This window comes from Pseudomonas sp. dw_358 (assembly GCF_018449655.1).
In the GTDB taxonomy this organism is placed as follows: Bacteria; Pseudomonadota; Gammaproteobacteria; order Pseudomonadales; family Pseudomonadaceae; genus Aquipseudomonas.
Genome location: NZ_JAAVUX010000002.1, coordinates 448,713 through 463,624 on the forward strand (window position 1 = coordinate 448,713; position 14,912 = coordinate 463,624).

Consider the following 14,912-nt stretch of genomic DNA (forward strand, 5'->3'; position numbering starts at 1 on the left):
CCGTTGGCAAAAATGACATCATTCGCGCCAAAGCACGCCTGCGGACAGAGAGTAAGCAATGGGTACCGGAGTCTCGACTCTTACAACGCGTCACCGTCTTTCGGAGTTCTTTCAGGACTACCTGATTCCCTTGGGCTGGGTGGTTATTCTTATCAGCATGTTCATTGCCGGGGACCGAGGGAGGGTTCACCAGCTCTTTTACATTTTCCTGGCGTTGCCGACGGTGATTCTTCTGACGTTACGGCCTCGGTTGCTGAAACCGCTGGTGTGCAATCCCCTTTTCGCAGCCATCGCTCTGTTTTGTGCTTATACGATCCTTACGGTCGCCTGGTCGAGTACGGACGATACCGCGCTTTCGTTGGCTCGTCGGCCGCTCTATGTGGCGCTGCTTTTGTTCGCGGCCGGAATCATCGGCATGCGCTCGGTTCAACGCCTCACCGACCTGACTCGATTGGCCGCAATCATTGCCGCGCTGACCGCTGCCATTTCGCTGGTGTATTTCCTGACAGTGCGCATGCCCCAGGGCAGCCCCCGGCTGGACGGTTATGGTGCCTTGTACAACCCGCTGCTCAGCGCCCACGTCTTCGGCGCCTTCGCGACCTTCTGGCTGGCGACCTGGTTGCAAGGTCGCAAGCTGAACAATCCAATGGCGCTCGTTTGCCTGGCCATCCTCTTGGCAACTCTCTTGGCCACCGGTTCTCGCACACCTTTGGTAGGCCTTGCATTTGCCTTGTGCTGGCTGGTCATTGTGGGAGATCGGCGCAGAGGCTTGATTGTCGTGGGTGCCATCGCGCTGGCGCTGGTGCTGGTGGTTGCCTGCTATCCCGCAAGCCTGGCCCAGCGCGGCGTTTCGTACCGGCCGCAGATCTGGCTGGAAGCCTTGCGTCAGATCAGTCAACACCCATGGTTCGGTCATGGCTTCGACTCGGGCATGACCGTCCTCATTCCTGGACTCGATCAAATTTTGGCCGACCCACACAACATCGAGCTAGGGGTGTTGTACACCGGTGGTATCGTCGGCCTGGTATTGTGGCTGGCGGTCTACGCCGTCGCCATGCGCTTTTGCTGGCAGAACCGACATGTGCCCATGGTGAGTCTGGCCGCCGCATGGCTGCTCTTCGGATTCGGCTCAGGGCTCACCGAGGGGATGGCATTCATGTCGCGCCCAAAGGAGCATTGGTTCCTGATCTGGATACCGATGGCGTTGATTTTCGCCTTGTGGGTGGCGCAACGAAAGCGGGGCAATGCGCACAGTCTATGAAAAATTGATTTTTGTTACGCTGAGAGCCGGGCACTTGGCTTGATAACAATACCCCGTGGTTTGCGCCGACTCCCGTCGAATCCAGTAGCGCGCGAACCCAAATTTCAAGAAGGATCTTTACGGCGCTGTATATGAACCCAATCAACGATTTCTCCATCTGGGGCATATCCCGCCACCGTATCACGCAACAACTGCCGCACCGTCGAATAGTCATTATCTCTGACGGCCTCCAAGAGGTCGGCAAGCCGCAGCTTCAAGCTGTCCCACGGAATCATGTCCTCATGGGCACTCATGATCATCGGGTGATCGGTGGCGACCACGTTGTTACCGATCAACAGCTCTTCAAACAGCTTTTCCCCCGGCCGTAGTCCCGTAAACTCGATCGAAATATCACCTTGCATGTAGTGTTCCGATTTGACGCTCAGGCCCGACAGATGAATCATCTTCTGCGCCAGTTCGACGATTTTGACCGGCTCGCCCATGTCCAGTACAAAGACTTCACCGCCGACGCCCATTGATCCGGCCTGAATCACTAACTGGGCCGCCTCCGGGATGGTCATAAAATAACGGGTTATGTTGGGATGGGTAACAGTTACCGGGCCACCGGACTTTATCTGTTTGTGAAAAAGCGGGATGACGGAGCCCGATGAGCCCAGCACGTTGCCAAACCGTACCATCGTAAAGCGCGTTTTGTTGACGCGAGCTACGTTCGCCGGATCACCAAACAAAACCGGTGCCATCTCTTTGCTCAGGGCCTGCAGTGTGAGTTCCGACAACCGCTTGGTGCTACCCATGACATTTGTCGGCCGCACTGCCTTGTCGGTAGAAATCAGCACAAAGTTGGACACCCCGACAGCCAGTGCGGCCTGCGCGCAATTCACAGTGCCCATGACGTTATTAAGCACACCTTCAGCGATGTTGTGCTCCACCATGGGCACATGCTTGTAGGCCGCTGCATGGTAGACCGTGTCGATTTTCCACAGGCGCATGACTTGCGTCAGCTTGTCCTTGTCCCGTACCGAGCCCAGCGTAGGCAGAAGCCGAACACCGAGTGACTCTCTGGCCTCGCGCCCCTCAAGCTCAGAGCAAATGGTATAGAGGTTGAACTCGCTGTGTTCCAGAAGGACCAGTACCGTCGGCCGCAGGGAGAGTATCTGTCGGCACAGTTCCGAACCGATTGACCCACCGGCCCCAGTGACCATAACGGCCTTGCCCTTGATGCAGTGCGCCAAAAGATGTGGCTGGGCCGGCACCGAGTCGCGGCCCAGCAGATCGGCTATATCAACCTCTTGAATGTCGTCGACCTTGACCCTGCCTGCAGCCAGATCCGAAAAAGCCGGAACGCTGCGCACATGGAGAGGATATTTTTCAAGCGAGGTCAGAATTTCCCGGCGCCGAGAGCGGGCAATGGACGGAAGGGCCAACAGAACCTCCTGGGCACCGGTGACCTCCAGCATTTCGTCGATATTTTTCGGTTTGTAAACCAATAACCCCGAGATGACCCGATCGGCAATGGCCGGATCATCGTCCACAAAGGCTACCGGCCGCATCGAGTGCCCCATCCTCAAAGCGGCTACCAACTGATTACCCGCGACTCCCGCGCCATAAACAGCCACCTTGACCAGGCCGCCGTCACGACCATTGGACGGGGCCGCCTGTATTCCGATAAACCAATCACCGTGGAAAAACTGGCGCATGCCCAGACGCAAGCCACCGATGATGACCATGCTCAACCACCAATAATTGAACACAATCGAGCGAGGCACAACCGTCTCATGATTGCTGTACCAGAACACCACAACCGCCAGGATCAGCGCCGACAAACTGACGGCCTTGATAATTGCAACCAATGCATCATTGCCAAAATAACGCATGACGGCTCGGTACATGCCGAAACGAATGAACAAGGGGATGGCCACAACGGGGGCGGCCAGAAACAGCCAGGCATGCACCTTCAAGGGATTGAAGATGTCCTCGATGCCTAAACGAACGATGAAGGCGGCCCAGAGCGCGAACCAGACCAGCAAGATGTCTGCCATCACTTGAATCAGTCGTTTCTGACGCCGAGGCAAGGACACCAGAAGGGATCGTAATCTATCCATAAATAATGAACCTGGCGGTTCTTCCTCCCCTCGATAAGAATTTTATACTCGCGCTATCTTGAAGCCCGATCACAGCTAACGCGTAGCGGCCACCGTCGGTGTTTCACGTTTGCCCGCCTCGAAGAAGATCGCAAGCGCTACCAACGGCAGGTAAGCGACAATGACACCCACGCAACCGTTCAAGCTCCCCGACGCCACAAGAACGGCTATCGGCAGCAGCCAAAGCACATTGGCCACGGCCACGCCCAAGGTGACTCGCCAATGGCTGCCGGCACGCCGAGCCGCATATTGATAAGCATGAGTCCGGTGAGCTTCATATACCTTGCTGCCGGTGAGCAGTCGTCTCAACAGCGTGAAGGTAGCATCCACGATGAAAACACCCAACAGAATGCACCATACCCAGAAATACACCGGATCAGTCCAGGCCGCCTGAATAGCCAGGACGCCCAGTGTGAAGCCGAGAAACCCACTGCCTGCGTCGCCCATGAAGATCTTTGCAGGTGGAAAATTCCAGACCTGAAAGCCGAGCACGGCGAAGGCCAGCAGCGACGGCAGGGTCAAAAGCGGTTCGTCACCGTTCAGCCAATACAACAGGCATGCACTGGCACAGACAGTAATCGCCTCGACACCGGCGATACCATCGATACCATCCATAAAGTTGTAGAGGTTGAGCATCCAGACAAAGAAGAGGATGCCAATGGCCATACGCAACCACATCGGGTCCAGGGCATAGGAGCCCAACTGTAGCGTCGGCATGCCTCCCAGGGCATACATAGCGATAGCGCTGGCAACAAAATGGGCGACCAACCTCCAGCGAGCCGCGATGTGTCCATGATCGTCCAGAAAACCGACCACAGCGACAATCCCGCCCGCGCCTGCAAAGCAGGCAATCGCCCAAGTGCCGACTTCACCCTGAAAATAGGCCCAGGCGGTCGCAACCACGAACCCCAGCACAATAGCGACCCCGCCCCCGCGAGGCGTTGGCATGACGTGAGAACTGCGAGCGTTGGGGACGTCGAGCAGATTCCTGGCCAGCGCGTAATGACGAACAATACCGGTAAGAACGCAGGAAAAAGCGGCAATGGTGCCGGCTAGCCACCAATCCATCATCCCGTTATTGCACTCATGATTCAGCATCCTGACAATAAGTCGGTAAAGGATACCAACAAAAGGACGTTGAGGCGGTGACAGCAGGAACAATTTCGTTACTAAACCGTCACATCCGCGGGTTGCCTTGGCGTTAGTATGCCCAGCACATTAACGAGGCAGCCAGTGCCCTACCGTGTGCCCTTGCTCATTTGACGCATGATCGCGCAAATATCAGGCATCGGCCCACCACCCAAGAATGCCAGCGTACTCGACTCAGGACATCGCACCATGCACAACCTGACCAGCCATATTCTGGCGACCACAGCCGAATCACGAGCCAGGCAAAAAAATCAGACACCGCGAGTGATTTGGCTCACTGGACTGAGCGGCTCGGGAAAGTCGACCATTGCAAACGCTTTGGAACAACGCCTCACCGCCACGGGCCATCATACTTATCTGCTCGATGGCGACAACGTACGTCTCGGACTCTGCAAGGATCTCGGGTTCAGCGACCAGGACCGCGAAGAAAACATTCGTCGCGTCTCCGAGGTTGCCCGTTTATTCGTCGATGCCGGGCTGATCGTCATAACTTCGTTCATTTCACCTTTCGAAAAGGATCGTGTACTGGCCAGAAGCGTGATTGGCGACAAGGCTTTCGTCGAGGTGCATATCGATACACCGTTGGCGGAGTGTGAACGACGGGATCCTAAAGGTCTGTATCACAAGGCGCGGCAAGGCCAGATCAAGCAATTTACCGGCATCGACTCCCCCTACGAAGTGCCTCGTCACCCTCACGTGTCAGTGATGACCATGAATCAGACCGTTGAAGCCGGGGTACAATCAATCATCGACCATATTGAACGACCATGACCACCTTAGTCATTATCGGCGCAGGTTTCAGTGGTACGGTTGTAGCCATAGAGTTTCTTGCGCGGGCCACAGCCGCTGACCAAGTGATCATTGTAAACCGCTCCGGCAAGATGGCGCGCGGCTTGGCATACGGTACAAACAGTCCTCGCCATCTGCTCAATGTGCCTGCGGGCAACATGACTGCCCTCGTCGACGACCCTGATTCCTTCCTGAACTATTGCAACGCGCTTGGGCACTCGGTTGAACCTGCCACCTTTGTGCCTCGGCACCAGTACGGCGAGTACCTGAGCCACTTGCTGGATCAAGCCATTGGCGATTCGTCCGCCGATTGCCAGCAACGGGTGGGGGAAGTCACCTCTGTCCAAAAGGATGGACACAAGACAACGGTCCACATTGCTGGGCAACCTGAACTGGTGGCTGATCACGTGGTGCTCGCGTTCGGGAACTTCCCGCCCGCTCGAATACCAGGCTTAGATGCCATTGATACCTTGAATCACTACGTGCCCGACCCTTGGATGCCGCTTCCGGAGGCACCGGCCGAGAAGCCTCTCGAGATTCTGTTGATCGGATCGGGACTGACCGCCGTCGATTCGATTCTGGAGATTTCCGCACGGCACCCACGTGCGCGCTTTACTCTGCTGTCAAGGCGCGGTCTGCTTCCTGCCGGGCACCGGGACAAACTTCCGGTCATTCCGTACGACGCCAGCATACGGCAGCGGATCGCTGCACAACCAGCGAGCGCACGCGAATACCTTAAAGCAGTACGCCAGGAAATCGCCCTGCATCCAGAACTATGGCGCGACGTTATCGCAGCGTTACGACCGATCACACCAACCCTTTGGCAGGCGTTGAGTGTGCGGGAACGTGCTCGTTTCCTGCGACATCTTCAGCCGTATTGGGATGTGCATCGCCACCGTTTGGCTCCAGCCACCTGGGACTACCTGCAACAGGTTGTCAGCACCGGCAAGGTCCGGCTGACCTGTGGACGCGTGCTGAGTATCGAGGGCAACAACGAAAAAATGCGTGCTCAGATTCAGCCACGAGGCGGCAATGATCCCCTACGCTTGACGTTCGATTGGGTAATCAATTGCACTGGGCCCAGCACGCGGATCCTGAAACTAAATTCAAAGCTGATTCGCCAACTACTGGCCGCCGGCACGATCGCCGTTGATGAACTTGAGCTCGGTCTTAGAGTCGCCGGTGACGGTGCCATCATCAACGCTCACGGCGAACGACTGCCATGGATCAGCTACGTCGGCCCGATGCTCAAAGCAGCCAACTGGGAAGCGACTGCCGTGCCGGAGTTGCGCCACCATGCCAGAGCACTCGCGATCAGGCTATCAGCAGCGCCACCTGTCGATAGCGACTTGGCCTGATTGAATTAAAAAATCGCCACTGGAGATGGAACGATTCGCGATATAAAATACGCCCCCCGGCAGATTTTATATCGCGAGCACGTTATAAATCAGTCGACCCTATTGATCAGCCTTATTTTTCTTATATCGACTTACAAGATCAGTGTATTCCTGATCCGTGATTGGCCTAAATGCCTCAAAAGCACGAAGTACGATGCCGTCCCCCATAGAAAAGATAACGCCCGTGTCATGGGTCGCTTGGCCAATGCCCTCACCTCGCAAAATATCCGTCTGCACAATCCTCATGCTGGATTGATGCTCAGGGCGAAGATGAGACTGAAAAGGGTCAGCCACTAAAAAAATCTTGCATTCGCGAGTACTGGGAAATGGAGGCCCATCAACGCTATCCACCTGGGCAAGGTACACAAATCGAGTATCAAACTCATGCCGCTTGACGTTGGGATCAATTTGACCCAATTCAAGAAACAGACCCTCATTGATTGTACGACCTGAAGCGACCAAGCAAAATTTCTTTTCAATGTTCTCAGGTAAATTCAACCAGCTCACCACTGCTGCGTAACCCGCTTGGTACTTCTGCTGCTTCGGAAGCCAATCGTCATAGGTGCTAAAGATTGTTGTACCGCGCCCCCCCTGATCTTTCAGCCACGTATTAACACCGTTACCAACGACGAGAATCAAGCAGAAACAAATTGTCGCACGGACACCATAACGGCGATGAAGAAAAATAGAGACTCCCCCTAATGAGGCACCCAAGAACGGCATCAGCAAATAAAAATGATGCCGCCCTGGACTTTGTATTTGCAGGAACAAAACGACCGATATCAATGTTGAACCGGCCAATATAAACAGCAGATTTCGCGCGGCGCCGAGCTTTACGAATAGCCCGAATGCGAGCAATGACAAGACAGGGATAAACAGACCAAAATATTGAACGAACAGTGCGATAACTGCTGAAAGTGGATAATCGTAGGATGCGTACAGTGTGGAGTAGTTATGTTTCCCCAACTCCGCCGACCAAGAAAACATGACCCAACACAAAAACGGTATCATCGCAACAGCAATGGTACACACCGATAGACAAACCTTTGAAAAGTATACCCATCGGTAACCAGGGGATCTCCACCAGCCCAGCAGAATCAATACCCCAACTGTTGCAATGACTCCGACAGTCGAAAACACATACCAGCGTCTAAAGATAAACAAAACGCTAAAAACCAAACCAAGTGTCAAACAGAGCGTGACAATCTCACGCGATGGCAACCAGGACGCGTGCTGATGGCAGGGCTGGTTCAACGACTCAACCAGAGATGTCGACAGCAGAAGGACAACCACAACCAAGGCTACACCGCCAATATCAGGCATCAAGTAAAGAGCGGTGCCGAAGTAAAGCGGCAAACCCAACAGAATTGGCAGGCCGGCGACAATCCAGGTCTCAGCAGCACCTTCAGGATACGTTTTGCGCTCGACCAACCGGCGAGAGAGTAGCGCCAACGATAAATACGCCGGAACAGCGTAAATAAGGATTATTGTCATGACATAACAAAGCCGCGTGGGGAAACCGACTAAAAGGTCCAACGTAGCCGGGGCGACAGCGGGTAAAAATGAGTAATCGGCTGTGTAGGAAGACGTGAACAGTCCAACGGCCTCCGCCCAAGAGGATGAATGCAATGCATTATATAAAACCTGAGTTTTGTCCCAATAATTAAGGAAATCCCAGAAAAAAACAAAGGTTGTGTTGACATGAGACCAATAAGCTATACCCAGGCATATCAGGGGCAGCACGCCTACCTTTAGCCCATCTAAAAACGTCCACTTCATACCGCATGAAACGGGGCTGGATTTTTTCTTTACATTCAGATAACCCACCAAAATTATAACAAGTACGGCGAGACACAACACCAGCACTTTGCCAACACGTTCCACGGAAACAAGTGCGCTCGGTATTTCAAAAGCCACATAAGTTGAATCATAGTCTGGCGTACTACCCGGAGGACCCGTACCGATAGCCAGTTCGACTTTACTGATGCCAGATCGAAGGGTGACGTTTCTGGCGATCCATTTTTTCGAGAGAAACTCCTGTTCCGATAGATAGAACGATTCAGGAGGGACAGCGTGACCCGTCGAGTCGTACGCAGTCAATTTCACGGAAATACCGTCACTGTCGGTTAAGGACCCATCATCCTTGAACATGCCTGCTTCGGGTTTTGTAAAGTAAACCCGAATGTTCGAAGGCGTCGAATCAAATGTACCTATCAGCACATTAGGGACTTTGGCATTCGAAAATGCCGGATGCATGAAGACAGCATTCATGGTGTCGCCCCACAGCGAAACAGCACTTGGCTGCGCCCGGTCATCAATGGCACCATCTGAGTAATGCATGCTGAGATTATCGGCACCCGGGGCTTGCACCCGAACCGCAGGGCTTAACATAAAGCCCACGAGGCCGCTACTGACGACGATGGCCAGCGCCGTAGGAGTTGGCAACCTGAGCGCCTTGAAGGTTATCCACAACACGATACCGATGAAGATCACGAGGACAGAGGAAACTGCAGACCTTATGCCAACTGACAAGACAGGAAGCTGTGAGTAAAAAAATATGAGAATCGGTACCAGGGCGGCACTCAGGATTACTGCAGTTATCCGCTGCCGATAAATTGAAAACATAACAATCCCTAAATAGTTAACACCGAAGATATCACCCTCCTTCACTTAGGGCGATGAAACTGGCTACGAGGACGCGCCGTCCGACGAGCAAGAAAATCGTCGTCTGGGTAAGACTCGACATCCTCTCCCCGAGCCCTTGGAATTCAGCATTCCCACAGCAAAAAAGCATTCTAGAATGGGCATACTCCACCCCATCAACTTATTCTATGTGACGGTGCGAACACATAGAAGCGTGTCAACAGATACATCACCGCCGTGTAAACGACGGCCGCGACGATCTGGGCAATCACAGGGGGTAACCCCACCAGGGTGATCGCCAGATGCAGAACAAAAACATTCAGCAGAAAAGCGATGATGAACGCAATCAGGTAACGGATGCTTTCCTTGACAAAAGCGCCCTCGCTGCGAAAAACCACTTTCTTTGACAGCACGAACCCCAGCACAAACCCTACAGCATAGCCGCACATGTTCGCGACCAGCGGGGATAATCCAGCGCCCATAGCAATAAAAATTACCGCGAAGCCTACTACTGTATTGGCAGCGCCGCTGCCCACATAGCGCCCCAGATAGAGGGATTCAGACCGCCATCTGGACATAATATTGCGCTCCTAGGGGCAGTCGCTTCAGGAATGGCTCCAGGGGTCGCATAAACGCCAGCGGTTTCGGGAAGAAGAGCGTGTAGGCATGCTGCTCGGATGAGTAACCAGCTTCTCGGGTCAACGCCAAGGCAGACCTCAGATTCAACATGTGGGCATCGGCATCGAAGGGGCAGCGCTCAAATATCCAGCGGGTCATGGGGTTATATGGATTATGTTCGAACATGAACATTTCCCCACCAGTGCCCAGAGACTTCCGACACAGGGTCAAGGCCTGCAAGCGCTGTTCCAGGGGAATATGATGGAAGACATTAGCCGCGACAATTGCATCGAATCGAATGTCGCCAAGCGCGCTCCAATCGCTGAAAAAGTGGGCCTCGGGTGAGTGACTGGCTGCCACCTTCAATGACTCAGGGGACACATCGTAGCCCCATATTTCGCTGTTGGGAAAATACTGCTTCAAGTAAGGCAGGCTACGGCCTGCTCCGCACCCGAAGTCCAAAATCCTGGAGACTTTCTTGTGCGCAAGGCGGTCGGCCATCAACGCTATTTTGTACTCGGCAAAATAGGTATTCTCGTTCAGGCCATCCGGTATGGTTTCACCCAAGACGCGATCATACCCATCTGCAAACTTGTCGAACTCTGGTTTACTCACGGGAGCCCTCCCCCTGCCATGTGGTACTGCCGACGATAAACTGCTGCTTGGCATTCAACTTGAGATAGGCGCGACCTAGATACTCTCCCACCATACCAATACACAACGTCTGAACGCCGCCAATAAACAGCACCACCGCAATCAATGATGCCCAGCCAGGTGGAAACTCAGGATGCAAGCTTTTGGCAACAATCACGAACACCACCATGAGCAGACTCAATGCCGCGAGCCCAAAGCCGAGGTACGTCGCCAGCCGCAGAGGAAAAATTGAAAAACTGGTCGCCATTTTCAACCACAGGGAAAACAATCGACGTAAATTATAGTTACTCTCCCCTTCGTGACGGGCCTGATGGACGATATCCACGGTGGTGATCGAACGCGTCACATCAAGAATGAGCCCATCGACGTACGCATAAGGGCCATCATACTTGATGACCTCTTTGACGATTTCGCGACGCAGGGCCTTGAATGAGGAAAGGTACAACCCTTTGGGTTTGTCCAGAAGCAAGGTGGCCACACGGTCATTGAAGCGGCTGCCGGCCTTCTTCCACCAAGTGTGCTGGCGGTTGACGTAGCGGGTATAGCAAACATCGTACCCGCCTTGCAGCGCTTTGATCATGTTACCGATGGCCTCGGGAGGATGCTGCAGGTCATCATCCATCAAAATGATCAGCTCACCACGCACATGATTTAAACCGGCCATCACGGCATTGTGCTGCCCTGCGTTACGGCGCAAGTTGATGCCGCGAATAAATGAATGCTCCGACGCCAGAGCCTGGATGACTGCCCAACTGTTATCAGGACTCGCGTCACTGACCAGAATCAACTCGAAATCCCTCTCCAACCCCTCTTTTACCAGTGCGGCCTGAGTTTTTTCTACCAGCGCCGGGAGAATGCTGGCACTGCGATATACCGGCACAACAATCGATAGCTTAATACTCGGGTCATGGGCATCTATCATGTTCAGTGATCATTCTCAAGAATTGGCGTGACGAGAAGTTTCAACGTCCCCGGGTCCCTGTCAAAATCTGTAACTTTCCAGTTTCAGACTGCACGCCCTTCAGGGTTCCCAAACGCGGATTACTCTAACCCGTGTTCCCCTACTTTACCAGCCAAGCGCCCCTCAAGCGGGGGCATCGATCTCTGTCGCCGTGGTGGCGTCCACTAGCAGTGTACGTAACCGAACCGCCATCTTTTCTCCCTCCGCATCCCAATCGGTCGCGGCCGCAAAAGCTAACGCATCGGTACTTAACTGCATCGCCAGATCAGCCGACGACAAGACTTTCTCCAGCGCGCCCGTCAGATCTTCCACCGTAGGCCTGGCCAGTACGGCAATATCATCCGTTAATAGCCACTCGGTGCAAGCCGCCCGGTTGCTGACCACAGGAACGCCACAGGCCATGATTTCCAAAGGCAACAGCGACAGATTGCTGAAAGAAAGGACCAACGCAGCATCGCAGGAGCCATACAACCGCGCGAGCTCGGAGGGATCCAGCAAGCCGGCATGCTCGCAACGAAAAGGCAGTGCATAGTGCCGCACATCCCAACCTGCAACCACAACGGTCAAATCTGGAACACGACGATTGAGTTCCGCCAGTACCAACACGCCGAGATCAAAGGCACGGCGCGCGGTGGGCGGCCGAACATAGAAGAAAACCCGCTTGCTGGCCGGGCGCTGCGCGCTGGGCGCAGGGCTGTACAAAGCTCGATCATAAGAGAAACCCAGCGCCAACGTCGGCATACCGAATTCGTCCGCCAGTTTGCCCGCCAGCCAACCTCCCGCAGTAAAACCCTCGAAGCCGAAATGGTAGGTTTGTTCGGCCAGGGCATATTCGCTGCCCGCGGGGTAAAACCAGGGCTCGTAGTCCTGCACAAAATAGCATTTGTGGGTGAGCGCCTGCAGATTGCGCAACGCATAAGCGGTTTGCCAAGAGGTGGCGATGCTGATGGCCGCGCTGGGTACCCCCTCTTTGACATACCGGACATCCGCGATTTCCATCCCGAACCATTGGGAGATCTGTGCTTTCACCTTGGCAATCGACAATGGGCTTTCATCGTCCACTACGATGACCCGACTGGTAAACCCATTACGCTCCAGATATTTCATGAAACGAAAAATATTCAGATGCCCGCCAGAGCCCTTGCCGATCGCCGGGATGTACCAGTTGATCGAACGCTGTCCTTGCGCCAATGACACGTCGGGTACTTGCACCGCTGGGGTACACCACAAAAAACGGTACGCGTACTCGATATCGGGTTTAGTCAGTAGCGAGCGTGAGCTTTTCAGCCGACGGTCCAATATTTTCAGGAATGAACCCAGGCCTTCCTGGCGGATGTGCTGGAGTGATTTTCTGATCTGCGAAGACAACAGGTGAATATTCACGATGCGTTTTTGACTCGTTTCAATTTCTTGTCCAGTGAACAAAACGCCACAAGCCTGGGAGTGTGCAGATCTTCCCGAGCGCCTAGCCATCCACCCAAAACCCGCATGAAGTTATCCAGCGGCATTTTGACCGCGTCCGCCACACCCCTCCAACCCAGCCGAAAAAGATGCCGGCGCACCGTCTGCACGTCACGCAATGTCAAACCGACCCAGCGGCGCAACAGCACCACCGGTCCCTTGGCCTGGCCATAGTGAAACAGGCCTTCCAATGCCATGCTCTCATCGAAGCTGCGCTGGAATCTTTCCCACAGACCATAGGTGTGCGAGTGATACACCACGGCGTCATGACAGTAAGCCTTCTTGAAACCAGCCTCGATGATACGTCGTGCCCAGGCTTGGTCCTCAGAGAAGTCGACCTCGGGATAGGGATGCTTCTCCCAGACGGAGCGGCGTATCACCGCATTGTTGTCAGAGAAGAAGTACAGCAGTTGCCGGTACCCAGGATCACGGGAATAGCGCTCGCGATCCAGAAGCTGCACCACGGGCTGCGCTTGGAAACCGGAAAAATGCTGTTCCAATTCCTGATGGGTGAAGACAGGCGCTTCTTGATAAGCCAGATGCCGGCCAAAAACACCGGCAATCTGGTCGTCTTGCTCGATGGCTTTGACCAACTCGCTTAGCCAGTAGCGACCCACTGGCAGTGCATCCTGGGTGATGAGCGCTATGTATTCGCCCGAGGTCTGCTGGATGGCCAGGTTTCGGGTGCGACCATGTTGGAACTCGGCCGGGTCGATGGTCATGACCTTGACGCCCGCAAAACTGCGCGCGACCTGTGCCGTATCGTCTCTGGAGCCCGAGTCGACCACAATGACCTCAAAAGGCCAGTCAGTTTCCTGAGCCATCAGAGAGGCCATGACCTCACGAAAAAGACGCCCACCATTCTTTGTGGGTATCACCACAGAAACCTTGGGCTGCGCTGCGTTCATTTAGCGATCGACCTGGCCATCCACGCAGCCGTCAGTCGCAGGCCCTCGTCCATGCCCACTTTGGGAGACCAGCCAAGCTCGGTGGCAGCGCGCCCGTTATCAAGAACGCTGACAGGAACATCGTACGGGCGGCCCGCCGAATAAACACGGTCGATTGGACGATCCAGCGTACCTTCGATACGCTCGATCAACTGATTGATGGTCACGCCGACGCCCGAGCTGATATTGAACACGCTGCATTCGCCTTTGTAGGCGATGGCAGCGGCAAAGGCGTCAGCGACATCGGAGACATAGACATAATCGCGCGTGACACTACCATCTCCCCAAATCTGCAGCGGCTCATGCTTGAGCGCTTTGCTGAGGAACACACCGACGGCGCCTTGAGCCGTTTCAACACGTTGACGCTCACCATAGGGATTGGTAACCCGCATGATCGTCGCGTCAATACCGTGCAGATGCTGGTACATCAGCAAAAACTTCTCGATGGTCAGCTTGGTGATGCCATAGGACACCAACGGCTCAGTCGGATGTGATTCGTCGATCGGTAAATAAACCGGTTCCCCATAGACTGTCCCGCCGGAAGAAATAAACAGGATCCGCGAGACCTTTTTTTCCACCATCGCATTGAGCATCTGCAAGGTGCCGACCAGATTGCTCTGGACATCGTAGATAGGATCGTCGTTGGAAGTTTTCGGCAGCGTGGTCGAGACCAGGTGCAGGACAACGTCCTGTCCCTCGAGTGCTTCCCCCACATCGTGATTGCTGGTCAGATCGCCGGTCACCCAGTCGACTGATTCATGCGCCAAAAAATCACGATAAGGCTGTACCCGTGGACGCTCGAAAATCCGCAGAGCATGACCATCCTTCAACAGTCGATCAGCGATCGCTGAGCCGATGAATCCGCCGCCGCCAAAAATAAGAATATTCATA

The 14,912-nt window shown here is 54.4% G+C and carries 12 protein-coding genes; 3 read left to right on the plus strand and 9 right to left on the minus strand.

What is annotated here, in order from left to right; translation table 11 throughout:
* Window positions 1–58: 58 nt before the first annotated feature.
* Complete coding sequence (locus tag HB675_RS05665) at window positions 59–1,261, plus strand: O-antigen ligase family protein (RefSeq protein ID WP_213876510.1); 1,203 nt, start codon at window positions 59–61, stop codon at window positions 1,259–1,261.
* A 104-nt stretch (window positions 1,262–1,365) separates the two neighbouring features.
* Here the strand turns inward: HB675_RS05665 and HB675_RS05670 are convergent, their stop codons facing one another.
* Together HB675_RS05670 and HB675_RS05675 are read right to left on the minus strand one after the other, a co-directional pair.
* Window positions 1,366–3,363 carry a nucleoside-diphosphate sugar epimerase/dehydratase gene (locus HB675_RS05670; protein ID WP_213876512.1) on the minus strand — a complete coding sequence of 666 codons (1,998 nt, stop codon included), beginning with the start codon at window positions 3,361–3,363 and terminating at the stop codon, window positions 1,366–1,368.
* Window positions 3,364–3,438: 75 nt separating this feature from the next.
* Window positions 3,439–4,473, minus strand: a complete 1,035-nt coding sequence (locus HB675_RS05675; protein ID WP_213876514.1) for a glycosyltransferase family 4 protein — start codon at window positions 4,471–4,473, stop codon at window positions 3,439–3,441.
* A gap of 267 nt (window positions 4,474–4,740) precedes the next feature.
* Between HB675_RS05675 and cysC the strand changes: the two genes are divergently transcribed.
* Both cysC and HB675_RS05685 read left to right on the plus strand, forming a co-directional pair.
* A complete protein-coding gene (gene cysC / locus HB675_RS05680) occupies window positions 4,741–5,322 on the plus strand; it encodes an adenylyl-sulfate kinase (protein ID WP_256737468.1) in 582 nt (193 codons plus the stop codon).
* The gene (locus HB675_RS05685) at window positions 5,319–6,698 is read left to right on the plus strand and encodes an FAD/NAD(P)-binding protein (RefSeq protein ID WP_213876518.1); all 1,380 of its coding nucleotides are present in this window, start codon (window positions 5,319–5,321) and stop codon (window positions 6,696–6,698) included. The genes cysC and HB675_RS05685 overlap by 4 nt, the downstream gene beginning before the upstream one ends.
* 99 nt (window positions 6,699–6,797) lie before the next feature.
* Here HB675_RS05685 and HB675_RS05690 read toward each other — a convergent pair whose 3' ends face one another.
* The 7 genes from HB675_RS05690 to HB675_RS05720 all read right to left on the minus strand — a co-directional run bounded on the left by HB675_RS05690 (window position 6,798) and on the right by HB675_RS05720 (window position 14,911).
* Window positions 6,798–9,362: a hypothetical protein gene (locus HB675_RS05690; protein WP_213876520.1), complete on the minus strand. Its 2,565-nt coding sequence runs from the start codon at window positions 9,360–9,362 to the stop codon at window positions 6,798–6,800.
* 194 nt (window positions 9,363–9,556) lie between these two features.
* Entirely contained in the window at window positions 9,557–9,958 is a 402-nt protein-coding gene (locus HB675_RS05695) for a GtrA family protein (RefSeq protein ID WP_213876521.1), read from the minus strand.
* The gene (locus HB675_RS05700; protein ID WP_213876523.1) at window positions 9,939–10,613 is read right to left on the minus strand and encodes a methyltransferase; all 675 of its coding nucleotides are present in this window, start codon (window positions 10,611–10,613) and stop codon (window positions 9,939–9,941) included. Before HB675_RS05700 ends, HB675_RS05695 begins: the two co-directional genes overlap by 20 nt.
* The gene (locus HB675_RS05705; RefSeq protein WP_213876525.1) at window positions 10,606–11,574 is read right to left on the minus strand and encodes a glycosyltransferase family 2 protein; all 969 of its coding nucleotides are present in this window, start codon (window positions 11,572–11,574) and stop codon (window positions 10,606–10,608) included. Before HB675_RS05705 ends, HB675_RS05700 begins: the two co-directional genes overlap by 8 nt.
* Window positions 11,575–11,736: 162 nt before the next feature.
* Window positions 11,737–13,038 (minus strand): glycosyltransferase, encoded by a 1,302-nt coding sequence (locus HB675_RS05710; protein ID WP_256737469.1) that lies wholly within the window; start codon window positions 13,036–13,038, stop codon window positions 11,737–11,739.
* Window positions 12,993–13,982 carry a glycosyltransferase family 2 protein gene (locus tag HB675_RS05715; protein WP_213876528.1) on the minus strand — a complete coding sequence of 330 codons (990 nt, stop codon included), beginning with the start codon at window positions 13,980–13,982 and terminating at the stop codon, window positions 12,993–12,995. Before HB675_RS05715 ends, HB675_RS05710 begins: the two co-directional genes overlap by 46 nt.
* Window positions 13,979–14,911 carry an NAD-dependent epimerase/dehydratase family protein gene (locus HB675_RS05720; RefSeq protein ID WP_213876530.1) on the minus strand — a complete coding sequence of 311 codons (933 nt, stop codon included), beginning with the start codon at window positions 14,909–14,911 and terminating at the stop codon, window positions 13,979–13,981. Before HB675_RS05720 ends, HB675_RS05715 begins: the two co-directional genes overlap by 4 nt.
* Window position 14,912 lies beyond the last annotated feature (1 nt).

Excerpts from the sequence above, each read along its gene's own strand:
- HB675_RS05670 (WP_213876512.1), bottom strand. The coding sequence starts at position 3,363 with ATGGATAGATTACGATCCCTTCTGGTGTCCTTGCCTCGGCGTCAGAAA.
- HB675_RS05675 (WP_213876514.1), bottom strand. The coding sequence starts at position 4,473 with ATGATGGATTGGTGGCTAGCCGGCACCATTGCCGCTTTTTCCTGCGTT.
- HB675_RS05695 (WP_213876521.1), bottom strand. The coding sequence starts at position 9,958 with ATGTCCAGATGGCGGTCTGAATCCCTCTATCTGGGGCGCTATGTGGGC.
- HB675_RS05720 (WP_213876530.1), bottom strand. The coding sequence starts at position 14,911 with ATGAATATTCTTATTTTTGGCGGCGGCGGATTCATCGGCTCAGCGATC.
- cysC (WP_256737468.1), top strand. The coding sequence starts at position 4,741 with ATGCACAACCTGACCAGCCATATTCTGGCGACCACAGCCGAATCACGA.
- HB675_RS05705 (WP_213876525.1), bottom strand. The coding sequence starts at position 11,574 with ATGATAGATGCCCATGACCCGAGTATTAAGCTATCGATTGTTGTGCCG.
- HB675_RS05665 (WP_213876510.1), top strand. The coding sequence starts at position 59 with ATGGGTACCGGAGTCTCGACTCTTACAACGCGTCACCGTCTTTCGGAG.
- HB675_RS05715 (WP_213876528.1), bottom strand. The coding sequence starts at position 13,982 with ATGAACGCAGCGCAGCCCAAGGTTTCTGTGGTGATACCCACAAAGAAT.
- HB675_RS05690 (WP_213876520.1), bottom strand. The coding sequence starts at position 9,362 with ATGTTTTCAATTTATCGGCAGCGGATAACTGCAGTAATCCTGAGTGCC.
- HB675_RS05685 (WP_213876518.1), top strand. The coding sequence starts at position 5,319 with ATGACCACCTTAGTCATTATCGGCGCAGGTTTCAGTGGTACGGTTGTA.